Here is a 26,119-nt window from a genome sequence, read left to right as displayed (position 1 = left end):
TGCTGGAGGCATAGGCGGCAGCGCCGGCATCTTCGTGCAGGGCGTCTTTCCGCAGGAGTCAAGGTCAAAGAGAGGATGAAATTCAATGGAAGCAACCAACCGGAACAATGAATTCGAATTGCAGCTGTATGTACACCCCGGCAGCGGGGACGACTCCGCGGGCGGAAGCCGGAATCTGCCCTTCCGCACCATTGAGGCTGCGCAGAAGGCGGTGCGTGAAGCCGTGCGCAGCGGGCAATATCGCCGGATCACTGTTTTCCTCCGCGGCGGAACCTATGAGCTGGCAGCGCCGCTGCGGTTCGGCAGTCGAGACGCAGCAGGTGACTGCCGTGTGACCTACCGCAATGCGGAGGGAGAAGTCCCTGTTCTGCTGGGCGGCACTGTCCTCTCCGGCTGGACGGTGTGGCGTGATGGGATCTGGCGCGCCGCATTGCCGCAGGGAACCCGGTTCCAGACCTTATATGCCGACGGGGAGCGGGTCTATAAGGCCCGCCTGCCCGCCTCAGGCTACTTCGAAGCCGGTGCGCTTGCGGGAAAAGAACGTGAAGGCATCCTCTTCCGGGAAGGGGAGGTGCCGGAGCAGCTGGACCCGGCGGCCATGCAGCTGTTTGTCTGGCCGGGGGAAGGGGAATGGAACTGGTGCTCCGAGACGATCCCGGTGCGGCGGATAGACCCGGCGGCAAGAACGATTGAACTGGAGCGCCCCTGTACCTGGGGCATTGGGGAAGGCTCACGCTATTTTCTGCAAGGGGCGCTGGAATTTCTCCGCGAACCCGGACAATACCATCTGGATGAGGCAGCGGATAGGCTGTATTACCGCCCAAGGAACGGGAATCCCCTGTTACAGACGGTAATTGCGCCCAAGCTCCTGCGGCTGCTTGAAATATATGGAGAAGACGAAGCGGAGCGGGTTTCCGGCCTCGCGTTCCAGGGACTTACTCTGGCCTGTACCGATTTCTATGCGGATTACCGGATGATGCGCAGTGAACCGGGAATGGACAATGCCGAGCCTGACGAGCACAGGAACGGAGTGGTCTATATCCGCAATGCCGCAGATGTCGAAATATCCGCCTGTACCATTCGGGGGTCGGGCGCCTGCGGCATCTTTCTCGACCGCTGCGCCGAGAGGATTACGCTGGCGGGGAACCGGATTGAAGGGATCGGCCATACGGCGGTGTACGCCGCGGGGTATGCTCCCGGTGAGGGCGGTTTTGCCGGACCGGCAGCGGCCGATCAGAACAGGAACCATCTGATTACCAATAACCGGATCAGTCACGGAGGCGAGCTTGTCGGCCACGGCAGCGGTATCCTTCTGTACCAATGCGGAGACTGTGTAGTCTCGCATAATCTAATCTCGCAGATGCCCCGCTACGGAATTTCGCTGAAAGGGCAGCGGCATCAGCTGATGCCGGATTCGCTGTGGGGTGTTCCCGTTACCTGGGAGAATCATTGGGATTTCCTGTTTACCAGAAGCAACAGCATCAGGTACAACGATATTTCAGAGGTGATGACCGGCAGCCAGGACGGAGGGCTGGTCGAATCCTGGGGCATCGGCCGCCGGAATGTGATTCATGGCAACCGGCTGCATCACAGCGGCATCCACTTTTCCTTTGGCTTTGGCATTTACCTGGATGATGCCTCGGATGATGTAGAGGTGACGCACAACGTGCTCGATCATCTGTACAGCACAGGGGAAGGGAAGCTCTGGATGACGATTTTCTCCAAAGGAATCGGCAATGTGATCCGGAACAATCTGATGGTGGATAATCCGCAGGCGGTCAATGCCATAGGCTCGCAGGAAATGGTGGGCGAAGCCAACCGGGACATCACGGTGGAGGGCAATATTATCGCCGATTCCGGTCATCTGTACTGCTTCGTCAATTGGAGCCCGGAGCGCTTCCGGGCGGCGGACCGCAATCTGTTCTGGCGCAGCGGAGCCTCCTGCCGGATTTCAGGCGAGCTGCCGGCAGAGCCTGCGGGACGCAATGAGGTATGGGGCAATGAGTATGATTGGGCGGCTTGGCGCTCCGTTCTGGACGGCAAGTATGACGCGGGAACGCTCTTGGCTGCTCCCGGCTTCGTCGATGGGGCGGCAGGAGACTACCGTCTCCGCCCGTCTTCACCTGTCTATGGATTAGGCTGGGAGGATATCGATTTCTCCCTCATTGGCCCGCGGGAGAACTGGAGAGAAGAGGCCGGTAGTGCAAGGGGGACTGGAGTTGGAACGGAAACCGGAGGAGCTGCGGGATTATCCGCTGGAGAAAAGGGGAATGCAGATGAAGCTTGAGCTTCTGCTGGAAGCCGCCGGTGCCAAGCTGGCCTTCTCGTCGCATACGTTTGAGGCGGCTAAGCCCATGGGGGAATGCCACACCGATTGGGCGGCTGCCGAGAAGAAGACCTTTCTCGCCGCAGGCGAAGCTGCGGGGTGGGAGATTTCACTGAGCTATGCCGCAGTAAACGGGGAGAATCCCGGCGCTGAAATCGAAGTGGAGTGGCTGCACCGGGGCGAATCCGCACAAGCTGCCGCAGAGGTGCGCTTTGAATTTGCGGCCTGGACCCCCTCCACTTATGTGCTTGTTCCCGGCGCGGTGTACAAGGGAAACCGCTTTGAGGCGCGCAAGCTCAGCTATCCGCCTTGCTGGACCAGGCTGCCCGAGCGCGGTCCGGAAGTCCCCGCGCTGATTACCGATGTGCCCCGGCTGGCTTACGGGGATGGTCCTTCGGCCTTTCATCTGCTGGCCGGAGATGCGGCGACGCCTGCGGTGGGCCTGTATGATCCGGTCCGCAGACAGGGCTGTCTGATTTTCACCCGGCAGCGGACGGAGTTCGGAGAGACCTCCATTCATGTGGCGGAGGCGGAGGACAGGAGCTCCGCGGTCGTGGCTTTCCGTGCTCCCGGCGTGCGGCCGCTCACTAAATATGACATGTGCACGACGGAAGAACCTTCCATGGACAGGGGGGCGGATTTCCGGGAAGGCGATAAAATTCATATGAGCTTTCAGGCCTACAGCTTTCCATGCAGCAGTGTAGGCGGGCTGTTCGGGGTGCTTACGCAGGTGCGGAGGTCGCTGACAGGAACCCCGGAGCTGTCCTGGGGTCTGCCGTTCTCGGCAGCGTGGGAGATCCAGGAAAAGAAATATAATGAAATGAACTGGAACCGAGCCTATGGTTATTATGCCGTGGGCACTGTGGATATGAAGCATCAGGACTGGCAGCTCGGGTGGGTCGGAGGCGGCATGTCCAGCTATGCGCTGCTGCTGGAGGGCGGCGAAGAATCGGTTCGCCGCGCCCGGCGGACTGTTGATTTTATCTTCAGCGGGCAGACAGCCGCCGGTTTTTTCTCCGGTGTGTTCTACAATGGCCGCTGGTATGGTGATGAGTTCAACGACGACCCGGCCCGTGATGCCCCGGAACAGTGGCATATTGTGCGGAAGAGTGCGGATGCGCTCTACTTTCTGGTCAAGCATTTCATCGCACTGAACAAGCGGGGGCTGAATGAGCCGGTGCCGGAGCAGTGGCTTACGGGCACACGAAGGCTTGCGGACGGCTTCCTCCGGCTGTGGAGCAGGTATGGCCAGTTTGGGCAATGGGTGCATGCCGGAACCGGCGAAATGCTGGCCGGCGGCTCTGCCGGAGGGGCGATGGCCATCGGCGGACTCGCGCTGTACGGCCGCTATCTGGATGAAGAGGTGTATCTCACCGCTGCGTGCGCCGCCGGGGACTATTATTACCGCCGTTATACACTGGAGGGAGTAACCACCGGCGGTCCCGGGGAGATTCTGCAGTGCCCGGACAGTGAATCGGCCTTTGCGCTGCTGGAGTCGTTTGTGGTTCTGTATGAAACGACGGGTGAGGCAAAATGGCTGGAGCGGGCAGAGGAGGCGGCCCAGCAGGCCCTTACCTGGTGTGTGTCGTACAACTTTGCCTTTCCCGAAGGCTCGACATTCCAGCGTCTTGGGATGCTGACCGCCGGTTCGGTGATTGCCAATGTGCAGAATAAGCACAGCGCCCCCGGCATCTGCACCCTGTCCGGAGATTCGCTGTTCAGGCTGTTCCGCGCTACGGGGAATCTCCTTTATCTGGAGCAGCTCAGGGAAACGGCCCATCAGCTTACCCAATATTTATCCCGGCATGACCGGCCGGTCCGGGGCTGGGACGGGCTGGATATGCCGCCGGGCTATATGAGCGAACGGGTCAATATGAGTGATTGGGAGGGGGAAGAACGTGTCGGTGAGGCGCTGCCGTTGTCCTGCTGGTGTGAAGTGTCCAGTATGCTGACCTATGCGGAGGTGCCGGGTATTTACGTCCAGCCCGATAAGGGGCTGCTGTGGGCCGCCGATCATGTAGAGTGTTCCCTTCAGGAGGAAGAGGGGAAGCCTGTTCTGACGGTGGCTAATCCCACAGATTATCCGGCTGTGGTCAAACTGTTCGTGGAGCTGTCCACTGCTGCGGGGTTACCGCTGGGGCCATGCGCTTCTGCGGATTGGCCGCGCCTCCGGGTCGCACCGGGCGGGGTCCGGAAGATATCATTGGCCCTTTAATAACGGCGCCAAGCGCCGGCTCTAAGATCGGAGAGCAATTCGAAATTTGTACAGTAGAGGCCTTCTGCGTTTTATGCCATGCTGGTGTCAGGCGGTAAAACGGATCTTTCTGGAGGGGAACACGATGCGGCTCTGGCAAACATACAAATCCAAAAGGTATCTGCTGCGCATTCTGGTAACTGTAACTTTGCTGATCGTCGCTGTTCTGGTCGGCTCCTCGCTTGTGCTGCAATATAATGCCGAGCGCAATGCCGTCCGGATGCAGCAGGAGGTCAGCCGCAAGGCGATGAATCAGATTCAGATCAGCCTTTCCTATATGACGGGGGTATTGAACAATCTGGCGGTTTCCCTGTATATGGACCCCAATATTGTACCGCTGCTGACCCTGCGCGACCCTGATGAGATGCTAATCATTCGTTCGATGAATACGCTTAAGCAGGCGTATCTTTCTTCCTCGTTCCTTCATTCCATTCTTGTATACAATGGATACGACGACCGTACTTACACTGTAGGGGAGCTGAGCCTGAACAAGCCGGACTCCGCGTTGAACGGTGACATCGTCAAGCTGGTGAAGAATAAGGCGAAGCTGCCGCCCATGCAGCTGCTTCCGATGAATTTCAGCGGGCAGGACCAGACCGCCGATTTCTTTTCACTCGTGATGTATCAGAATTTCTACGATACCAACACCGGCAATGAAAGTGCGCTTGTGGTCAACATCCGGCCCGAATGGCTCTACGACAATTTGCGTGCGTTGAATGATTTCGCCATACCTGAACAGTCAGGTGTATACATGTTGGACGAAAAAGGAAACGTCCTGCTCTCCGGCAATTCCCGGCTGCTGCCTGCCCGGGCAGAGCTGACCCAGGAACTAAGCGCGTATATGGCTGCAGGCAACGGGTCTTTTGGTTCTTTTTCCGGCAAATTTGGCGGCAGTACGAAGCTCCTGGTAACCTACCTGAGAATGAGGGATACGAACTGGAAGGTCATCAGTATTCAGCCCTATGAAATTATCCTTAAGGATATCCGGGAGCTGCGCGACACCTTCGCGCTCGTCAGTATGGGCGTCCTGCTGCTTGCCATGGCCTTGTCTGCGGTTGTGGCGCACAAGCTGTATAAGCCGGTTGAACGGCTGATTGGCCAGATCGGGCTGGGACCCGGCGAAGCGGGGGGCGGCAGAACGGCCGGCGGGGATGAACTGTCGGCGGTGGCCAGCATGTTCAGCACCATGGCGCAGCAGCTGCGCTCGGCCTCCGACGAGCAGAACAAACAGCGCCACATTGTCAAAAGCTATTACCTCCGCACACTGATCTCGGGCAGTCAAACCTTATCGCCGATGGAGTTTGAAGACAATATTAAGCAGAACGCACTGCGGATCAGCCCGAACGGTCCCTATCAGCTGGTCTTGATCAAGGTGGACGGCAATGCGGATTACCTGCGCCGGACCAGCCATAATGAGCGGAAGCTCCACTATTTTGCCATCGGCAATATCACTGAGGAGATTATGCGGCCGGGCCGTTATCTGTGCGAGCTGGCGGATATGCGCAACGATCATCTTGTCATGCTAATCAGTCCGGCGCACGGTGCCGGGGAGGATGAGCATTCGCTGCACCCGCTGCACCCGCTGCACCCGCTGCATCCGCTGCATCCGCTGCTCCGCAGCATCCGGCAGGTCGTCGGCAATTATTACAAGCTGTCCTTGACCATGACCGTCAGCGAATGCTGCAGCAATTATGCGGACATTACAGAACGGTACGGGGCAGCCATTCAATATTCAATGTATCAGCTGCTGTTCGGTCATGGGGCCATCATCACCAGAGACCGGGTGGGCAGAAATCTTGAGCGGCTGGAGTACAGCTTCCCCGAAGAGCTGGAGAAAAGACTTGGCGAGAGCATCCGCGCAGGCGATCTGCCCGTCATGCAGAGGACCATTCAGCAAATACTCGGCCCGCTTGCGCTCTGCCACTACGATGTTATCATCCACGGACTTCTGCATATTGCCGATATCCTCAAATCAGCCGTAAGGGATATTAACCGGAACCGGATGGTTCCGCTGAATGCGGATCTGAGTTCCCTGAGCCGGGAAGTGCTGGAGCAGGAGACGCTGGAAGAGATCAGCGAACTGTTCTTCAGGGTGTGCCGGGATATTCATGATCAGCTGAGCCAGCTTGAGAACGGCAAAAACACGGCCCTAATGGACGCTATCAAGGAAATTATCGAGATGAATTACAAGGAGCCGGGACTCAGTCTTCAAGGGATCGCCTCCATGCTCCATATGACTCCCGCCTATGTGGGAAGGATGTTCAAGCAGAGCGAATATGTATCGGTAAGCGAATACCTGAACAGAATCCGCCTTCAGCATGCGCAGGCCTATTTGGAGACGAAAAATTTTAGCATTAAGCAGATAATGGAGCTTGTAGGCTATGTGAACGAGAGCACTTTTTTCAAATTGTTCAAAAAAACCTTCGGTGTAACGCCAAAGGAATACCGGCTGAAGAAAAAGTTGGAGTGAAGCGCTATCTGTTGATTTTATTCCAGGAGGTAAGTGATGGATACCTGAAGCCTTGCTGCACAAGCATATACGCGAGCTGGAGGAGCTTCTGCTGACCAAGGAGGTCCGCACATTACCCCAAGCGCTCTCGCTGCTGATTGCAGATGATTTTTTGGAATACGGGAGCTCCGGCCGTATGGCGCAAGAAGGATATGATGGGCAGGCAGGGAGCGGGGTGGTGAAAATGCTTCTGAGCGGCTTCGAACTCCATCCGTTATCCGAAGAGGCTGTGCTGGCTGCGTACCGGACTTTCAATGCGGATAACGGGCGGCACGCTTTGCGCAGTTCGATCTGGAGCTTCTCGGACGGGCGGCTGGCAGCTGTTTTTCCATCAAGGGACACCTGCCGGGAGCTTAGGCATAGAGTGAGCTGCAGGAAGGTCCGGCGGGAGCTTAGGCAGGGCTGGTTGAGCAGAACCGGACAAGAAGATGTCAGGAATAGCTGGCTTGGATGGATATCTGTCCTGCAGCCGGCATATGTTCTTTGATCAAGAGGGGGGATTGTTGATAGCCGAGCACAGATCTAAGTGGAAAAAGTAGAACTAATCCGGGTCTTTTCACGCCCAAAAGACTCTTAGTGGTAAAAAGTATAACTAATCGGGCCTCATGGCTCCCTATGCCCTGATTTCGGCAAAAATAAGTGTAGAAAATCCCACTAATCCCTGCTGCGGCTGAGATTTCAGTAGATTAGTTGCACTATTTCCACTTAGCTTTGATGTTTAGCCGGCAGGTAAGGCTTGTTCGGGTGGCCGGCCGGGCTGAAGGATTAGCGGGTCCAGAGGTTTAGCGGGTCCAGAGGATTAGCGGGGTCCAGGGGGTTAGCGGCGTCCAGAGGATTAGCGGGTCCAGAGGATTAGCGGGGTCCAGGGGGTTAGCGGCGTCCAGAGGTTTAGCGGGTCCAGAGGATTAGCGGGGTCCAGGGGGTTAGCGGCGTCCAGAGGATTAGCGGGTCCAGAGAATTAGCGGGGTCCAGGGGGTTAGCGGCGTCCAGAGGTTTAGCGGGTCCAGAGAATTAGCAGGGTCCAGAGGATTAGCGGGGACCAGAGGGTCGGCAGGGTCCGGCAGGTCAGCCGCAGCCAGCCGCCATGAATTCAGACAAGCAGAGAGGTCTAAGGGAGAAGCATCCTGTTCTGAATAGGCCGATTCTGCTCTGACGCCTACTGGTCCCGGATTACATGTCCCTGCTCAAGCGCGATTTCCACAAAACCGGCCAGCTGCCGGGCCTGGCAGCGGATTGGCCTGCCGCTGCCCATAATGATGATGTTGCGGATGTCGGCGGTGCCTTCCGAGGGCAGGGCGAAGGCCTTGATATAGGGGAAACTCCCGCTGAGCGTCGTGTGGATGGCGCATATCAGGCGGTCTTTTTCGCTTCTGCCCATCAGGTTCATGATGAGGGAGCCGCGGCTGTTCAGCTTGGAACGGGCCAGGGCGAAGAACTCGCTGGAAATCAGATGCCGGGGAGTACCGTCTGCGGTGAAGGCATCAAGAAGAATATAGTCATAGCGGCTGTCCGGTTCACCCTCCAGGATGCTGCGCCCGTCCCCGACGATGATATTATCCTGGCTGCAGCCAAAATGCTGCCTGCTCAGCCTCACTACCTCAGCATTCACCTCGGCAGTCTTGAAGCGCTTCTCCGCGAAGTAACCGGCAATCGTTCCGATTCCGTGTCCAATGACAAATACATCCTCGAAAAAGGGTTCACCCGCCTCCATTAAATGGATCATGGCCCGCGGATATTCAAAGACCACCCGCCGGGGGCGGTCCAAGTCAAGCGCGCCCTGAATGGCGTCCCCCGAAAATTGCAGCACGCGGAATCTGCCCTTCTCGCCATATAATTCTGTCGTATCGTATACTTGTATTTCAGGCTCATTGCCTGCTGTGCGGTTCAGTGGCTGCAAGGGCTCCAACTCCTTAAACAAGTGATATGCGCTTATATTCGTTCGGTGTGACGCCGACGACTTTTTTGAACAGCTTGTTGAAATAGGCGGGATCGGGATAACCGACCTCGGCCCCGATCTCATGAATCTTCAGATCAGGGGCATTCTTCAGCAGCTGCTTGGCCTTGCGGATGCGGATTTCAATCACATATTCGGTCAGAGTCAGCCCGGTTTCCTGCTTGAACAGCTTGCTCAAATAGCTTGGCGTCAAAAACACCATGCCTGCCAGCATATTCAGATCGGCATGCTGGCTGTAGTTGGCCGAGACCCAGCGCTTCACGGTCTCGACGGCGGTGCCGGACAGCTCCAGCCGGCGGGTGCGGATTTCGCCCAGAGCCGCCGAGAAGCCGGCGATGAACAGCTGCTCAATCTCGCCAAAGCTCATGCAGGCCGCGAGCTGCTCTTCCAGGGAGACCCCTTTGCCGTTTCGGTACACGTCTCCGAATTCCTGAAGCTCCTTGCTGGCTGTGTCCTCCGCCTCCCGGCAAGCCCGCAGAATGTGTTCAGGACAAGCCTGCTGCAACTCCAGCTCAGAGAACATGGAATGTATGTGTTCCAGCACCCCGGACACATTCAGAATCTGCAGATCATGGATCAGCGGCTCGCGGATCGGCGCAAAGGGATTGCCCGGGCTGGGATTCGCAGCCGCGTGCTCTTGAGCAGTAATATAATGCAGCGGCTGCGGATTGTAAATCCCCGCATCACAGGCCAGCCTCGCTTCCAGGTAGGCCGACCGCAGCTTGGAGGGATCGCTGCAGGAGCCGCTGACTCCGGCATGGAGTCGCTGCCCGCCGCTGCCCGCACGGAGATGCTCGCCGATGTCATTCAATTCTCCGGCGGTCAGGGGCTTGGCGGAATAGCAAATCCATACGTACAGCCCGTTCCTTATTTCCAGAGAGTCCAGCAACAGCTCCTTCTCTTGCCGCAGGCTGTCTGAGCAGGCGCAGACGGCTTCCCGGGAGCTTCCTTTGAGCACAAACACGGAGAAGTAAGGCTGCGGCAAGGTAAGGCCGCTTAGGAGGACGGCCGATGGCTGCCCGACATGCAGCAGCGAGAGCAGCAGTCCGGAGCGCTGGCACTCTTCCTTCTCGCGCAGCAGCTTCCGCTCCTCGTCCAGACGGTAGAGCACCTCAAAGAGCTGCTCCTTGTTGATCGGCTTCAGCAAATAGTCCACAGCGGAGCTGCGGATTGCTTCCCGGGCATAATTAAATTCCACGAATCCGCTCATCAGCAAGGTGCGGATCTGCGGCTGCAGGGCTTTGAGCCGCTTGATCAGCTCCAGCCCGTCCACATGCGGCATCCGGATATCTGTAATGACCACATCGATTTGCCGGGAAGGGAGGGCATCAAGCAGCTGCTTGCCGTCGGCATAGGTTCCCGTGACGAGAAACCGGCTGCTCTCCTTGCTGATCATCCGGGCCAGGCCTTCGCGAATCAGAACTTCATCATCTACAATCACAATACGAAGCAATCCGGATATCCTCCTTCAGACAACATGTATTATTCCTCCCGGAGCTGGCCGGAGGGGTCTTCAATCCGCAGGATGACACGGGTGCCGCTTCCGGGTTCGCTGCTTACGCTTAGGCCAAACGAAGGGCCATAATGCAGGCGAATCCGCTCATTGACATTCCGCAGCCCGATCCCGAACATCTCGCCGTCTGCGCCGCCCCTCAGACTGGTATTCAAGGCACGCAGGGTATCCTCGTCCATGCCGACACCGTCATCCTCGATGCAGAATACCGCTCTGCCGTCCTCTTCCCAGCCGCTGATGCTCAGTATACCCGGCCCTTCCTTGGGCTCCAGGCCGTGGAAGACGGCGTTCTCGACAACCGGCTGGAAGAGCAGCTTGATGACGGGAAGGGGAAGAAGGACCTCCGGCACGGCAATATTCAGCGTGAACTTGTCCGGAAAGCGGATCTGCAGCAGGTGCAGATAATTCCGCACATGGTCCAGCTCATGGCGGATCGTAACCATTTCTTCGCTGCGGACAATACCGTAGCGCATCTGGAGTCCCAGCAGATAGGTCAGCTTCGCCACGCGCGGGTCCTCGCTGCTCTCTGCCAGCATGCGGATGGATTCCAGCGTGTTGTAAATAAAATGCGGGTTGATCTGGTTCTGCAGCGCCCGCATATCGGCCTTCTGTTTTCTTTTCTCCGTCATGGAGACCTCCTGAAGCAAGTCCTTGACCCGGATAATCATCCGGTTGAAATGGCTGCCGAGCATGCCGATCTCGTCGTTGTATTTGGGGTGCAGCCAGACGTCCAGATTGCCGTGCTGGACCTGCTTCATCAGCCGGACCATCGATTTCAGCGGCTTCGTCAGCGCGTGGGAGATAATGGTAGCCACGAACAGGGCAAAAGCAATAATGGCGAGTGTTGAGAGAATCAGCGTGTTGCGGTTTTTCTCCACCGGCGAAAGGATGCGGGAGAGCGGGATCGTGACCATGGTCGTCCAGCCGGTCTGCCGCGATACGGTGTATACCGCCAGATAGGACTGCCCGTCCAGCTTAATCTGAAAGTGCCCCTGGTCCAGCCTGACCTGATCCAGAAGCAGGTGTCTTGCAAGACTCTGTTCCTCCCGGGTCTCCGCTTCCCTCGCTTTACCGGCATAGATCAGCTCTCCCTGCTCGTCCACAACCAGTGTGCTGCCCTGGGTCACTGCATTTACCGGGTCCAGAATTCCCTTGAACAGGCTGATGTCGACATCGAAGACGAGAATTCCGATGTTTCGCAAAGTGCTTACAGAATTAATGGTACGCAGTACGCTGAAGACTTCCCGCTCCGCAGATGAATTCACACGGATGCTGTGCCTGCCTTGTATGACGGGGGCTGCTCCCCCCGCTTCACTGAGTCTTTTCCATACAGCCAGCCGTTCCGCCGGAAAGATCTCATTGATGCCCGCAGCCGTATCGTAAAAAATGGAGTCATACTGGTCAACCATATAAACGGCCAGAATCTCATTTTTCGTATGCTTCAGATAGCTGAGGAACATCGACATCCCGGTGTTTTTTTCCCAATCGGTGTTCTTCTGTGTCAGATAGAGCTGCACATCGGTATTATACAGCGGCAGAGAAGTATACCGTTTCAAATCGGCTACATAGCGGTCAATGGTATCCGAAGCATTCGAGGTCATCTGGCCCGACCTTTCGGTGGCATTGGCGATCACGGAATTGAACATGGAGCGGGAGGACATATAGCTGACCCAGGTTATGGGCATGGAAATAAGAAACACAAATACGACAATCAGCTTCCGCTCCATCGGCAGGTTGGCCAGGAACAACCATATTTTGCGAATAATCCCCAGGATGGCTGACACCATGTTGTTATTCCTCTCCGTACATCCCCCTTATTTGACTGCGCCGCTGGTCACGCCTTCAAAGATATAGCGCTGCAGGAAAAAGTACAGAATTACTGTCGGCAGCAGAATCAGCAGAATCGCGGCACAGATCAGGTTCCATTCCCCCGAGTTGACTCCCTGAAAACGCATCAGAATGGTAGTTACCACGCCAAGGCTCTGTTTTGGCATATAGAGGTAAGGAATGTACATGTCATTGTAAATGCTGATCGTCTTCAGAATTACCAGTGTGGCTGTCGCCGGGGTCAAGAGCGGGAAGATGATCGAACGGTAGATTTTGAACAGGGAAGCCCCTTCCACCATGGCGCTCTCGTCGAGATCAACGGGAATGTTGCGGATAAACTGCAGGTAAAGAATGATCTGGATAACGTCCGCGCCGATGTAGAGCACAATCGGGGCGCCGAGCGTGTTGTAGAGGCCCATATTTTTGATGATGCCGAAGGTGGCCACCTGTGTGGTGATGCTTGGAATGATGGTGGCTACGAGATAAGCTCCAAAGACGACCGGTTTCAATTTGAAAGAGAAGCGGCCAAGCACGTATGCAACCATTGTCCCAAACAGTATGTTCAGGGTCAATGTAATTATAATGATGACCAGCACATTGCCGAAGCCGCTCAGCAGGCCTCCGCGCTGGAACACGGCGATAAAGTTGTCAAAGTTCAGGAAGCTCCTGGGCAGCGCCATCGAACTGCTGGTGTTAAACTCCTCCGTCGATTTAAACGCATTGACAATAACTACATAAGGAGGGAAGAGGACGACGAACACCCCGGTCAGCAGCGAGAGGTATTTAATGAAGTCTGTAAAACGGAATTTGCTGTGCGCCATGTTATTTGTCTCCTCCCCGGCTAAGCACCAGCTGCTGCACCAGCAGCACAATGACGACAAAGAACAGCAGAATGATGCTCATCGCCGATGCCAATCCATAGTTGTTAAAAGCAAATGCCGTATCCACGACCCGCTGCACATAAGTCTGGCTCGCGCCGGCGGGACCGCCCTTGGTGAGCACGAACGGCAGGTCGAAGACTTCCAGCGCACCGGTGACCGTCAGGAAAAGGTTCAACTGGATAACGGCCTTCATATTCGGCAGGGTCACTCTCCACAGGGTCTGAAAAGAGCCTGCGCCGTCAATCTTGGCCGCTTCATAAATATCGCGCGGAATGGCCTGCAGGGAGGCGATATAGATGACCATGTTGTAGCCCATGAAACGCCAAAAGCCGGTGGAAGCCAGTGAGTAGTTGACGAGCCCTTCGGTTCCGAGCCAGCTGGTCTGGGCCAATTGGTGAAGTCCGATGCTGTCCAGGAACAGATTCAGCGAGCCGTTGGTGGTATCAAAGACATAGCCGAACATAAACGCAACGGCGACCCCGTTCATAATGTAGGGCAGGAAGAGCATAATCCGGAATGCATTGCGGCCCCGCAGCCTGCTGTTCAGCACAACGGCGAAATAAATGGCGGCGATATTCTGGACAATGCCCATGGCGAAATAGGCGAAGTTATGAGTGAACACCTTGAATATATCGGGATTGCCGAACACCTCGCGGTAATTGTCCAGGCCCACCCAAGGCTTCTCGGGGCTGTAGCCGTCCCAGTTCGTGAAGCTGTAGTAGATCAGCTTAAGCGCCGGATAATATGTGAATGTAGCTAGCAGCAACAGCGGTATGAGCAGGAAGGATACGATAATGACCGTCTTCTGTCTGCTGTAGGATAATGTTCCGAACATCGCTTGACCTTCTTTCCTTGAGAGCGCTCAGTTATTGACGTCAAAATGGATTATCCGTGAAGGCGATAATCCATTTTACGCCGTGTTTATGGGATAGCCGGTGTTACAGTGTTATTTTGTAATTAATAGCCGAGATCTTTCTTGGCCTTGGCCCAGGCCTTGTTCCATTTATCGAAGACTGCCTGCGGATCTTTGGCGAGCACGAATTCCTGAGCCACGGCCGGCAGGTCCAGCTGTGCCTTATTGGTGATTTCCGTAACCTTGGCATCATCGACTGTACCTTCCTGCAGGGCTACACCGGTGGATTGGAACTCCTTCAGCTGGGTCAGCCTGGATTCCTTGCCTTTCAGCGGGGAGATAAATCCGGCGAAATCCTCATATCCCGATTCTTCAATCATCCATTTCACGAAGGCTTTGGCAGCGTCTGCATTTTTGCTGTCCTTGGCTACCGCATAGAAGAAGTCAGGACTGAGCGGAGCGGTAAGAGTGCCCGAGTTGTCATAAGGCAGCGGGAAGAATCCTACGTTGTCTGCGGTGGTGCCTGCACCGATGACTTGATTGATAACCCAGTTGCCCAGGAAGTACATGGCGAACTTGCCGGATGCGATGTCTTTCTTGGATTGTTCCCAGTTGGTGGAGTTGATGTCTTTTTCCAGGTAGCCTTTTTCATTAAGCTCTCTCAGGAGGCTGAGTGATTTGCCGTATCCATTGTCCATAGTAAAAGGTGTGTCAGTGTTCAGCTTCTCATTAGGGAAGTCAGGGTTGCCTTCAATGACGCGCGGAACAGCATAAACCCAGTCATTAAGCGGCCATTTGTCCTTGAAGTTGGAAGCGAGCGGAACGACGCCCCCAGCTTTCAGTTTTTCGCAGGCGGCCAGGAATTCATCCCAGGTCTTGGGAATCTCCGTAATGCCGGCATCGGCAAAGGCCTGCTTGTTGTACACGATGCCGGATGTGGAGTTGCCGGTAGTAATTCCGTAGAGCTTGCCTTCATAGGATTTGAAATCTTTAAAGGTAATTTGATCGTTCAGGCCGAGATCGTCCAGGGAAGCAAAATATTTAGGCAGATCGGAGTTCGGAATGGTCGGGACGAACATTACATCCGGAAGCTCGCCGCTGGCCATTCTGACCTTGGCTTGCTGGTTGTAGTCGGTTTGGGAGGCTTCGAATTCAACCGTGATGTCCGGATATTTTTCATTAAAGCGCTTTACATATTCGTCATACTCTTTGCCGATCATGTCGGTTCTGTTCGTGAGGAAGGTGATTTTGCCGCTGATGTCCGAGCCGCTCGCCGCTGCCGGTTCAGTGGCTGCCGCCGCATCTCCGCCCGTGTTCTCCGGCGCTGTAGCCGCCGCCGGCTCATCTGTGGCTGTAGCGGTATTATTGTTGTTGCTGGAGCCGCAGCCTGTCAGGGATAGAGAGAAGCTTATAATGATAACAAAACATAACGAAAATAACTTATTTCTCATTGTGCTGTCCCCTTTTCGTATTATTGTTAGCGTTTACATCACTAATTATAGCGATAAACACCTTGCCGAGAAATGGTTTGTATTATTATTTATTGTCTTTATTTGTTCTGTTTAAAAGAATATAATTAGTGTGTTGCTAACAATAGAATAACAAAATACAATGTAAATGAAAGCGCATGCTCACATCATTAAAGGCGTATGCTTCGAAGTGGGCTTTGTACGAAGCAATTCGATGGAGTGCATGCTAACAAAAGGCGTATGCTTCCAGGAAAATTAAGCTTGCAAAACTTACAGCGTATGCTTTCGGAGTGAGCTTTGTACGAAGCAGACTCAAGGAAGTATAGGCTAACAAAACTTTAGGAGGTTCTATGAAGCAACTGCAACTCGACAATTGGGAATTTAGAGCCTGCGGCGATGATGCGTGGCGGCCGGCTAACGTGCCGGGAACGGTGCATACCGACCTGCTCCGCAATGAAATGATTCCTGAACCCTTTTATGGAAAGAACGAGCATGAACTGCAATGGATTGACAAGAAGGAATGGGAATACAGAACCTCGCTGCACCTGGAAGAGGAATGGCAGCGTCTGGCCGTTGCTGAATTGGTGTTTGCCGGACTGGACACGTATGCGGATGTATCCGTGAATAATGTGCATGTGCTCTCGGCAGACAACATGTTCCGGGCCTGGAACGTGAATGTGAAGGGGCTGCTGCGGACCGGGGAGAATGAGATAAGGGTGAAATTCCGCTCGGCGGTGAATGAGGATCTGCCGAAGCTGGAACAGCTGGGCTATGTGCTGCCGGCGCCTAATGACCAGTCGGAGCTGGGGGGGCTCGGGGAACAGCGGATCAGCGTGTTCGCACGCAAAGCTCCTTATCACTATGGCTGGGACTGGGGTCCAAGATTTCTGACCAGCGGCATCTGGCGTAAGGCCATGCTTGAAGGGCGGGATCACGTTGCCATTACCGATTTGTATATCCGCCAGAATGCGGTCAAGCAGGAGGAAGCGGGGCTGGCTGCGCTGGTGGAGGTAGACGCGCCTTCGGAATGGAACGGGCTGCTGCGGATCAGCTGTGCCGGCCAGGAATGGATGAGGTCGGTTGCAGTGCAGTCCGGCAAGCAAACGCTTGAGCTGGAGATTGTCCTGGATCACCCCCGTCTCTGGTGGTGCAACGGACTGGGCGAACCTCATTTAACTGCGTTCCAGGCGGAGCTGCTGCAGAACGGGGAGGCTATAGCTCAAGCTGCAGTCACTACCGGGCTGCGGGAAATCAAGCTGGTGCGGAAGCCGGATGACCGGGGCGCTTCCTTTTATTTCGAGCTGAACGGTGTACGGGTCTTCGCCAAGGGGTCCAATCACATTCCGAACGACAGCTTTCCGGCCGAGGTCACAGAGGCGCGCTACCGTCATGAGATTGCATCAGCGGCAGCCTCCAATATGAATATGCTGCGGGTATGGGGCGGCGGCATCTATGAAGAGGAGAGCTTTTACCGGCTGTGCGATGAATATGGCCTGCTGGTCTGGCAGGATTTCATGTTCGCCTGCAGCATGTATCCGGGAGATGAGCATTTCCTGGAGAATGTGCGTGAAGAGGCAGAGTATAACGTGCGGAGATTGCGCAACCATCCCTGCATCGCTCTCTGGTGCGGCAATAATGAGATGGATTCGGCCTGGGCGCATTATAAGGACAATGTAGGCTGGGGCTGGAAGGAGAACTATAGTCCGGAGATCCGCGGGAAGCTGTGGAGAGATTATGAAGCCCTGTTCCACCATATCCTGCCGGAAGCGGCGGCCCGCCTTCACCCCGAAGTGGACTACTGGGCGTCTTCTCCCCTGCGGGAGCTGACCCGCGATGAGAACCAGCATGCAACGGGGATTGCCGGGGAAGGGGATGTGCATTACTGGGGAGTATGGCATGCGAGCGAGCCTTTTGAGAACTACAACGTCAAGGTTGGCCGCTTCATGAGTGAATACGGCTTCCAGTCCTTTCCGGAGCTGAAATCGGTGCTGGGCTATGCGGAGGAGAGCGATATGGCGCTGGAATCCGAAGTGATGCTGGCTCACCAGAAGAACGGGCGCGGCAACCTGCTGATTAAGGAATATATGGATATCTATCTGCCGCAGCCGAAGGATTTCAGAAGCTTCCTCTATATGAGCCAAATCCTCCAGGCGGAGGCGATGCGGACCGCGATTGAAAGCCACCGGAGAAGCAAGCCCTACTGCATGGGCACGCTGTACTGGCAGATGAACGATTGCTGGCCGGTTGCCTCCTGGGCGGGCATGGATTATTACGGACGCTGGAAGGCCCTCCAATACACGGTGCGCAAAAGCTACCAGGAGCTTCTGCTCTCCATCGACGGCTCGGACGGGGAGAACCTCCGGGTGCATGCCGTGTCCGACCGGCGGGAGCCGCTGGCAGGAGAACTAACGGTTCGGCTGCAAGACTTCAGCGGAACGGTGCTGAAGGAATGGTTACAGCCGGTGACCCTTGCAGCCGACTCGGCAGGCGTTGTATTTACAGAGAGGCTTGCCGATTTGCTGGAGGGCCGCGAGCCTGGCCGTATGCTGCTGACCGCATCTTTGCAGGCTGACGGCATGGTGCTGGAGCACAAGCGCCATTACTTCGTACCCGCCAAAGAAATTAGGCTGCCCCGGCCGCTCCTGATGTTGGAAGAGGTTCCCGGCAGCGGCGGACTAAGCTTCAAGGTAAGCAGTGATGCGCTGGCGAGAGGGGTCTATCTGACTGCGGAAGAGGAAGGGATTTTCTCGGACAACTTCTTTGATCTGCTTCCGGGTGAGATCAAGACCGTGGAATTCTTCCTGCGCGGCAGCGGGGAACAGGACTTCATTCCGGCGAAGCCGAAGAAGCTTGAAATTCATTCGATGGCGGATTATGTGGAGGAGCACCTGCTGTAATTTAAGCTGTCTGCCGGTCAATCTGGTTTTAAACAGATACCCAATACCGGATAACAGATAGCTGTATTTGCATCAGTTAAAATGGGCTGTAATCCGCTTTTTTGGGGGATAAATGTATTTCGTACATTTAAAAGCGGCGGATAGCTTGCATTTATTGAAATGACACTATTATAAATGCATGAAATTAAATTTGTTTTGGCCTTAAGGGTGGAAATTATAATTGCACGCACATTTAGGCCAGCCCAGCGGTGAAACTCACAAGAGAGAAGGAAATAGGACCATGGCAATTTGGGTTCACGAAGACAAGGGGATATTCCATCTGCAGAGCAAGGGCATGAGTTACATTATCGAGCTGGTCAACGACTACCCGGCGCATGTCTATTGGGGGAGAAGGCTGCGGCACGGCAGCAATCTGGAAGGCCTGCGCCCGCCGGTGACTGGCGGCTCGCTGGACCGCCTGCCGCAGGAATACCCGCAGTACGGTACGGGAGATTTCAGAATTCCGGCTTACCAGGCCAAGCTGGAGGATGGGACCCGGGTAACGGAGCTGCGCTACAGCGGTTACCGGGTGCTGGCGGGCAAGCCAAAGCTTGCGGGACTTCCCGCGGTGTATGTGGAGTCCGAGGAGGAAGCCGATACCCTGGAGCTTATTCTGCGGGATGATTATGCCAAGCTGGAGGTTGTCCTCCGTTATACCGTGTATGCAGAAATGGATGCAATTGCTCGTTCGGTGGAATTTGTTAATGACGGCCAGGCTCCGCTGCAATTGCTGCGGGCACTGAGTGCCTCTGTTGATTTCCCGGCAGCGGATATGGACATGATCTACCTGTCCGGCGCCTGGTCGCGGGAAGGCCATATCACCCGCAGACGGCTGGAGCAGGGCGGCACTTCGATCGAGAGCCGGCGGGGGATGAGCAGCCACCAGCATAACCCTTTTGCCGCGCTGGCGAAGCATGGCACGGATGAGCGCCAAGGAGAGGTGTACGGCTTCTCTCTGGTGTACAGCGGTGGCTATGAAGCCGTGGCGGAGGTGGATTCCTTCGGAATGGCCCGGCTGGCTATCGGGGTGAATTCCTTTGATTTCTCCTGGCGGCTGGAGCCGGGGGAGAGCTTCCAGACGCCGGAAGCGGTAATGGTCTATTCGGGACAGGGTCTTGGCGAAATGTCTAGAATCTATCACAGGCTGTACCGGACGCGGCTCAGCAGAGGACAGTACAGGGATAAAGAGCGTCCTATCCTGGTGAACAACTGGGAAGCGACCTATTTTGATTTCAATACCGATAAGCTGGAGGCCATTGCCGCTGAAGGTGCGAAGCTGGGCATCGAGCTGTTCGTGCTTGACGATGGCTGGTTCGGGAAGCGCGATGCGGACAACTCGTCCCTCGGCGACTGGACGGAGGATTTGCGCAAGCTGCCGGGCGGCCTGGCCGATCTGGCGGCTCGGGTGAACGGCCACGGCATGAAGTTCGGCCTGTGGGTGGAGCCGGAGATGATTTCGCCGGACAGCGACCTTTACCGGAGCCATCCTGACTGGTGTCTGCATGTCCCGGGCCGCCGCCGCAGCGAGCTGCGCTGGCAGCTGGTGCTGGATTACACCAGGGAAGAGGTGCGGCAGTATATTTTTGAATCGCTCAGCCGCATCTTTTCCAGCGTTCCGGTGGCCTATATCAAATGGGATATGAACCGCTGCCTGACAGAGATCGGCTCGGCGCAGCTTCCGCCTGAGCGCCAGGGTGAAACGGCGCACCGGTATGTGTTAGGGCTGTATGAGCTGCTCGAACGTCTGACCTCGGCATTTCCGCATATTCTGTTCGAGAGCTGCTGCAGCGGCGGTGGACGTTTCGATCCGGGCATGCTCTACTATATGCCGCAGACCTGGACCAGTGATGATACGGATGCGGTGGAGCGCTTGAAGATTCAGTACGGCACCAGCCTTGTCTATCCGGTCAGCTCCATGGGGGCGCATGTCTCCGCGGTACCGAATCACCAGGTGGGACGGATCACCCCATTATCCTTCCGGGGAGATGTCGCCATGTCCGGCAACTTCGGCTATGAGCTTGATCTGACGAACTTCACCCCGGAAGAGAAGGAACTGGTGAAGGTGCAGGTGGCGAATTATAAGGAAATCCGGAGCCTGGTCCAGCAGGGCAGCCTGTATCGGCTGCAGAGCCCGTTCGAGGGCAACGAAACGGCCTGGATGTTCGTCTCGGACGACCAGCGCGAGGCACTCGTCTACTATTTCCGGGTGCTGGCTGAACCGCACCCGCCGCGCCGGACGCTGCTGCTCAGCGGGCTGAACCCGGAGGTGGACTACCGGCTCGCGGACAGCGGAGAGGTCTACGGCGGTGACCGCCTAATGCAGGCGGGGCTGACGCTGCCGGAGATCCAGCGCGACTTTGTGAGCGGATGCTTCCGGCTGCGGGCCGAAGCATAAACGCATTGCAGCAATAGGGGAGCCAAGAGGACTTGGCATCCCCTATTGCTGTGTTTGACCATGCAATGTGAACAATTGGGGATTGCCGGTTAAGTGGCCATCGGCGGCAGGCGTAGGAATAACGGCAGAAATGCCGTTGTTGAAGCACTTGCTGGCAATATAAGGAGATGAGAGGTAAAAGTACCTTTGAATTCGCCGCAGGTGGGCCAAAAAGGAGAAATGAGAGGTAAAAGTACCTTTGAATTCGCCGCAGGTGGGCCAAAAGGAGAAATGAGAGGTAAAAGTACCTTTGAATTCGCCGCAGGTGAGCCCAAAGTAAAAATGAGAGGTAAAAGTACCTTTGAATTCGCTGCAGGTGGGCCCAAAAGTAGAAATGAGAGGTAAAAGTACCTTTGAATTCCCCGCAGGTGGGCCAAAAAGGAGAAATGAGAGGTAAAAGTACCTTTGAATTCCCCGCAGGTGAGCCCAAAGGAGAAATGAGAGGTAGAAGTACCTTTGAATTCCCCGCAGGTGGGCCAAAAAGGAGAAATGAGAGGTAAAAGTACCTTTGAATTCGCCGCAGGTGGGCCAAAAGGAGAAATGAGAGGTAAAAGTACCTTTGAATTCGCCGCAGGTGATAGCCGATTTACCCGAAAACAACGGCAATAATGCCGTTGGGTCTCAATAGGCCGGTTCTGTCACGAACGATTTCGCTGGTGAACGTTCGCTATCGTTCGTGTTTGGCGTCACTTTCATGTGAGATATGGCTTTTTTCTTGCCCGAAATGCAATAATTATGTATAATAGCAATTACTATCGATGTTATTGTACGATATTCTGTTTTTGAAGGTGGTTTCATGGCAGAACTGGAAAACAGCGAGCAGAAGAAGAAGATGTGCCAGATCTACAATGAGATCTCCAAGGAATTGTTTGGTTTCGGTACGACCCTGCTCCGTGTCACTGTCGATTCCAAGGTCATTACCTTTCACGCCAAGCACCGCAGGTCTCCGCGTTCTGCCGCACTGGAGGGCGAGGCGCCGGAGCTTAAGCAGGAAGTGGATTTTCGGATGTCGCTGCTGTTTAAGAAGAGGTTCAGGGAGAGGCTTGAAGCAGAGATGGGACTAACGATTGAGGTTCTGCTCAGGGATTATGATGCGCCGACCCAGTGGGCCTTCACGAACATGATACTGGCCGGAGAATGACAGCTTTAACCTGATATTTGCGGATTTTCGTTTTTGATCTATCTTAAGCGAAGACCGTCCTTCTATAACGGGTAGCTCTTTTACTTTGTTTTTACGAAGAAAAGTGTTCTTGTTCCCACAAGAATACTTTTCTTTTTTTTATGAAAAAATAAGGAATTAATCACTTTGATTACCAACGGGAGGTGCTGCAAATTCTTGTTTTGCTGCTTTGAGGGCTTGACTGTAGACTGACCCATCTTGCCTGAGCTGCATGATACTGCCGGAATTGTACCGCATATAACATTTGGGAGGTTATTTACTGATGAAAAAGATAATGAACGCGGGCCTTGCCCTTACACTGACTGCTGTGCTTGCCGCTTGCGGCAATAACGCCTCAACAAACAATGCCGCCGCTACCAACGGTGCTGCCACGAACAACGCTGCCACGGCTGCACCCGAAGCGACACAAGCGGGGGCACCGACGGAGCTGGTTGTTTCCACATGGGGGTTCTCCGAGGACTTCTTCAAAGAGGCAGTCTATGCGCCGTTTGAGCAGGAGCACAATGTGAAGATTGTCGTCGAAATCGGGAACAACGCCGAGCGTCTGAACAAAATCCGCCAAGGCAGCTCCGATGTGGATGTAGTGTATCTGTCGGACTATTATGCGCAGCAAGCCATTAATGAAGGTCTGTTCGAAGCCGTCGACCGCAGCAACATCCCGAATATCGAGAACATCTACGACATCGCCAAAGCCCCGCTGGGTGAAGAATATGGTCCCGCCTATACCGTCGGCCGTCTGGGTATTGCCTATAACCCGGCGCTCGTTGAAGGCGACGTAACGGCCTGGAGCGATCTGTGGACAAAGTTCGATAAGAATCTGACGCTGCCTGCCATTACCGCTACAGCCGGTCCGATGATTGTGGATGCGGCATCTGTGGCGGCAGGCGGTACGGAGTTTAACGAGGATCAAGCCTTCACGAAGCTGAAGGAGCTGGACAGCAATGTGGTCAAATACTACTCCCAAACCTCCGAGTATGTAAATATGTTCGGCCAGGAGGAAATCGCCGGCGGTCCAATTATGGAAATGTACTTTAAAGACCTGCAGGCTGCCGTGCCGGATGCCAAATTCGTAGCTCCCTCCGAAGGCGCATATGCCGTAATGAACACAGTCAATGTAGTGAAGGGCAGCGACAACAAGGAGCTTGCCGAAGCATTTATCAACTGGCAGCTGAGCAAGGAAGTGCAGGAGAAGTCCGCCAAAGCGAAAGTCGATTCTCCGGTGAATACAGAAGTGGTGCTGACGGAGGAAGAGGCGGCGGGCGTAACTTACGGGGCGGATGTCATCGGCAAGCTGCGCAAGCTGGATATGTCCTTTGTGAACGAGCACATCACGGAATGGACGGACCGCTTCAACCGTGAGATTGGCGGCTAAGGATGACCGGGCGTAAAAAAGTCATTCTGGACGTGGACACAGGCGTGGATGACGCGCTGGCGATTATGCTGGCGGTGACAAGCGGGCAGCTTGAAATTGTTGGCATCACCACGGTCAGCGGCAACGTTTCGCTGGAGCAGGCCACACTCAACACCTGCAAGATTCTGGAGCTGCTCGGCGTGTCCGGGCAGATTCCGGTCCACCGCGGAGCCGATAAGCCGCTGGTCCGTGATGCGGTGTTCGAGCACCGTGTTCACGGCTCGGACGGCATCGGCGGCGCGCTGGGCGATATGCTGGTCGCCAGACAGGCGGAAGCGGAAGCGGCGGAAGATTTCATCATCCGCCAGGTACTGGCGCAGCCCGGGGAGGTCACGCTGATTATGACCGCGCCGCTGACCAACCTGGCCCATGCGCTGCAGAAATGCCCGGAGCTTGCCATGCATGCCGCCGAGGTGATTGTGATGGGCGGTGTGGTACAGGGCTGCGGCAACATTACACCAACAGCGGAATACAACATGTATGTCGATCCCGAAGCTGCGAAGCAGGTGTTCGCCGCGGGCTTCCCCCGGCTGACGCTGGTGGGCCTGGATGTTACCCGCCGGGCGCTGCTGGGTGCGGACGATATTGCCAAGCTATTCCACCCGCAAATCCGCGGCTATGTGGAGACAAGTACCTCCGGCTACCGGGCGCGGTATTATGAGCGCAACGGTGTCCAGGCCTGTGCCCTGCACGATCCGCTGGCGGTGGGTGTGGCGCTGAACCGCGGGTTTGTTACTGTGCAGGATTACTATGTGGACGTGGAGACCCGCAGCGAGCTGTGCGATGGGCAGACTGTCTGCGATTTCCAGAACCGGCTGAACCGTCCGCCGAATGCCAGCGTCTGTCTGGAGGTGGACGCGCCCGCTTTTCTGGAGTGCTTCATCAATAGCCTGAACCAAGAGCCGAAGAAGGACGGGAGCCGTTAGTATGAACAAAAAAGCAATCTATCTCCTGCTGCCGGGACTGCTGTTCCTGGCGGTGTTCATGCTCATACCCATTACGCTGACCATTGCCTCCACGTTCGTGCAGGACGGGAAGCTGACGCTGGAAGGGTATTTGCATTTTTTCCGCGACGGATACTTTAACCGCATCCTGCTGACCACGCTCCGGGTAAGTGCCGTGACCACGCTGGTCTGCATGGTGCTCGGTTACCCTGCGGCTTATTATATCTCGCGCGCAAGCGCACGCAAGAAGAGCATTCTGCTGGCGCTGTCGATTTTTCCGCTGCTGACAAGTCCGGTTGTACGTTCCTTCAGCTGGATGATTATTCTCGGCAAAAAAGGGCTGATCAACTCCTTTCTGGTGAACACCGGGCTGATCGGGAAGCCGCTGGATATTCTCTATACGCCGACGGCGATGATGATCGGGCTTGTGCATCTGTTTCTGCCGCTGATTATCATCACGCTGCTGGGAGTCATGGAGAATCTGGACCATGAGCTGGTCCGGGCGGCGCGCAGTCTGGGAGCTTCCCCGTTTACGGCGTTCCGCCAAATCACCTTCCCGCTGACTGTCCCGGGACTGATCATCGGAGGGATTCTGGTGTTCGTGGGCAGTCTGACGGCGTATACCACACCGGCGCTGCTCGGGGGCAAGGAACGGGTGGTCTCCACCTTTTTGTATCAGAACGCCATGACGCTGAACGATTGGCAGGCAGCCTCGGTCATCGCCGTGATTATGATTGCTATTACTTTTGTGGTTGTGGGGCTGATGAATGCCTGGGCCAACCGCTTAAATCCGAAGGGGTGAGAATATGAAGGAAGGAAACCGCGCGCTGTCCTTGTACACGCTGGTGGTCTTTATTTTTTTGCTGGGCCCGCTCGTCATTATATCCGTTACTTCCTTTGAGCCGGGCACGGTCCTGAAATTCCCCCCGGAGGGCCTATCCTTGCGGTGGTACCGCAATATCTTCGAGGTCAGCGCGTTCATGGAGACCTTCAAGACCTCGATAATGATCTCGCTGCTCGGCAATCTGCTGGCGCTTATGCTGGGTGTGCCTGCGGCCTACGCGCTGAGCCGTTACCGCTTTCGCGGGCGGGACACGCTGAATGCGATTTTCCTGTCGCCGGTGCTGATTCCCGGGATTGTGCTGGGCTTCACGCTGCTGCGCTACCTGATTGTGGTGTACGGTCTGCCGATTGTGGCGGGACTGCTGATTGGACATACCGTGATCATGCTGCCTTTTATTATCCGGGTAATTGCCTCCAGTCTGGAGAATTTTGATTTTGCCGTGGAAGAGGCCGCGCAGAGCCTGGGAGCTACGAGAGTGTATACCTTCTTCAAAATAGTCCTGCCCAATATACGCTCCGGCATTCTGGCGGCGGTTCTGATCGCTTTTCTGGAATCCTTCAATAATGTGGACATTTCCGTGTTCATGACCGGTCCGGGAATCAGCACGCTGCCGATTCAAATGCTGACCTATGTGCAAAATTACTTCGATCCTACGATTGCCGCCATTTCGGTCATTCTGATGGTGCTGACGGCGGCGCTGATGTTCGTCATCGAGCGGCTGATGGGATTCGCCTATTTTACCAAGAGATAGATTATTTCACCAAAAGATACGGAGGCATAACGC

Annotated in this window: 17 protein-coding genes; 11 read left to right on the top strand and 6 right to left on the bottom strand. The window is 55.5% G+C overall.

The genetic code is table 11. From position 1 onward, the window contains the following. Positions 1 to 85 precede the first annotated feature (85 nt). The 4 genes from HYD27_RS13735 to HYD27_RS13720 all read left to right on the top strand — a co-directional run bounded on the left by HYD27_RS13735 (position 86) and on the right by HYD27_RS13720 (position 7,576). Positions 86 to 2,287 carry a right-handed parallel beta-helix repeat-containing protein gene (locus HYD27_RS13735; RefSeq protein WP_219216007.1) on the top strand — a complete coding sequence of 734 codons (2,202 nt, stop codon included), beginning with the start codon at positions 86 to 88 and terminating at the stop codon, positions 2,285 to 2,287. Further along, positions 2,220 to 4,541, top strand: coding sequence for a hypothetical protein (locus HYD27_RS13730; RefSeq protein WP_219216005.1), 2,322 nt, complete (start codon positions 2,220 to 2,222; stop codon positions 4,539 to 4,541). Before HYD27_RS13735 ends, HYD27_RS13730 begins: the two co-directional genes overlap by 68 nt. Positions 4,542 to 4,665: 124 nt before the next feature. Then, positions 4,666 to 7,050, top strand: coding sequence for a helix-turn-helix domain-containing protein (locus tag HYD27_RS13725; protein WP_219216003.1), 2,385 nt, complete (start codon positions 4,666 to 4,668; stop codon positions 7,048 to 7,050). Between the two features lie 52 nt (positions 7,051 to 7,102). Further along, a complete protein-coding gene (locus HYD27_RS13720; protein ID WP_228745119.1) occupies positions 7,103 to 7,576 on the top strand; it encodes a DUF4440 domain-containing protein in 474 nt (157 codons plus the stop codon). Positions 7,577 to 8,245: 669 nt separating this feature from the next. Here HYD27_RS13720 and HYD27_RS13715 read toward each other — a convergent pair. From HYD27_RS13715 to HYD27_RS13690, 6 genes are all read right to left on the bottom strand, one after another. Further along, positions 8,246 to 8,986, bottom strand: a complete 741-nt coding sequence (locus HYD27_RS13715; protein WP_228745118.1) for a spermidine synthase — start codon at positions 8,984 to 8,986, stop codon at positions 8,246 to 8,248. A 13-nt stretch (positions 8,987 to 8,999) separates the two neighbouring features. Next, positions 9,000 to 10,496, bottom strand: coding sequence for a response regulator (locus tag HYD27_RS13710; protein WP_219215999.1), 1,497 nt, complete (start codon positions 10,494 to 10,496; stop codon positions 9,000 to 9,002). Positions 10,497 to 10,525: 29 nt separating this feature from the next. Further along, on the bottom strand, positions 10,526 to 12,343 hold the full coding sequence (locus HYD27_RS13705) for a sensor histidine kinase (protein ID WP_219215998.1): 1,818 nt from the start codon (positions 12,341 to 12,343) through the stop codon (positions 10,526 to 10,528). 27 nt (positions 12,344 to 12,370) lie between these two features. Next, positions 12,371 to 13,204 carry a carbohydrate ABC transporter permease gene (locus HYD27_RS13700; RefSeq protein ID WP_219215996.1) on the bottom strand — a complete coding sequence of 278 codons (834 nt, stop codon included), beginning with the start codon at positions 13,202 to 13,204 and terminating at the stop codon, positions 12,371 to 12,373. 1 nt (position 13,205) lies between these two features. Next, the gene (locus HYD27_RS13695; protein ID WP_219215994.1) at positions 13,206 to 14,099 is read right to left on the bottom strand and encodes a carbohydrate ABC transporter permease; all 894 of its coding nucleotides are present in this window, start codon (positions 14,097 to 14,099) and stop codon (positions 13,206 to 13,208) included. 122 nt (positions 14,100 to 14,221) lie between these two features. Continuing rightward, entirely contained in the window at positions 14,222 to 15,568 is a 1,347-nt protein-coding gene (locus tag HYD27_RS13690; RefSeq protein WP_219215992.1) for an ABC transporter substrate-binding protein, read from the bottom strand. A gap of 368 nt (positions 15,569 to 15,936) precedes the next feature. On the opposite strand from HYD27_RS13690, the gene HYD27_RS13685 reads away from it, so the two are divergent. The 7 genes from HYD27_RS13685 (at position 15,937) to HYD27_RS13655 (ending at position 26,086) form a co-directional block, all read left to right on the top strand. After that, the gene (locus HYD27_RS13685; RefSeq protein ID WP_219215990.1) at positions 15,937 to 18,483 is read left to right on the top strand and encodes a beta-mannosidase; all 2,547 of its coding nucleotides are present in this window, start codon (positions 15,937 to 15,939) and stop codon (positions 18,481 to 18,483) included. A 280-nt stretch (positions 18,484 to 18,763) separates the two neighbouring features. After that, a complete protein-coding gene (locus tag HYD27_RS13680) occupies positions 18,764 to 20,917 on the top strand; it encodes an alpha-galactosidase (protein WP_219215988.1) in 2,154 nt (717 codons plus the stop codon). 835 nt (positions 20,918 to 21,752) lie between these two features. Next, complete coding sequence (locus tag HYD27_RS13675) at positions 21,753 to 22,097, top strand: DUF2294 domain-containing protein (RefSeq protein WP_219215986.1); 345 nt, start codon at positions 21,753 to 21,755, stop codon at positions 22,095 to 22,097. A 301-nt stretch (positions 22,098 to 22,398) separates the two neighbouring features. Next, on the top strand, positions 22,399 to 23,508 hold the full coding sequence (locus tag HYD27_RS13670) for an ABC transporter substrate-binding protein (RefSeq protein WP_219215984.1): 1,110 nt from the start codon (positions 22,399 to 22,401) through the stop codon (positions 23,506 to 23,508). A gap of 2 nt (positions 23,509 to 23,510) precedes the next feature. Further along, positions 23,511 to 24,473: a nucleoside hydrolase gene (locus HYD27_RS13665; RefSeq protein WP_219215982.1), complete on the top strand. Its 963-nt coding sequence runs from the start codon at positions 23,511 to 23,513 to the stop codon at positions 24,471 to 24,473. Position 24,474: 1 nt separating this feature from the next. Next, on the top strand, positions 24,475 to 25,293 hold the full coding sequence (locus tag HYD27_RS13660) for an ABC transporter permease (protein ID WP_219215980.1): 819 nt from the start codon (positions 24,475 to 24,477) through the stop codon (positions 25,291 to 25,293). A gap of 4 nt (positions 25,294 to 25,297) precedes the next feature. Further along, positions 25,298 to 26,086, top strand: coding sequence for an ABC transporter permease (locus HYD27_RS13655; RefSeq protein ID WP_219215979.1), 789 nt, complete (start codon positions 25,298 to 25,300; stop codon positions 26,084 to 26,086). Positions 26,087 to 26,119: the final 33 nt, after the last annotated feature.

The organism is Paenibacillus sp. S150, from assembly GCF_019352175.1.
Lineage (GTDB): Bacteria > Bacillota > Bacilli > Paenibacillales > Paenibacillaceae > Paenibacillus_AQ.
The sequence above is the reverse complement of the archived record's forward strand: the minus strand, read 5'-3'. Positions and strand labels throughout refer to the sequence as shown.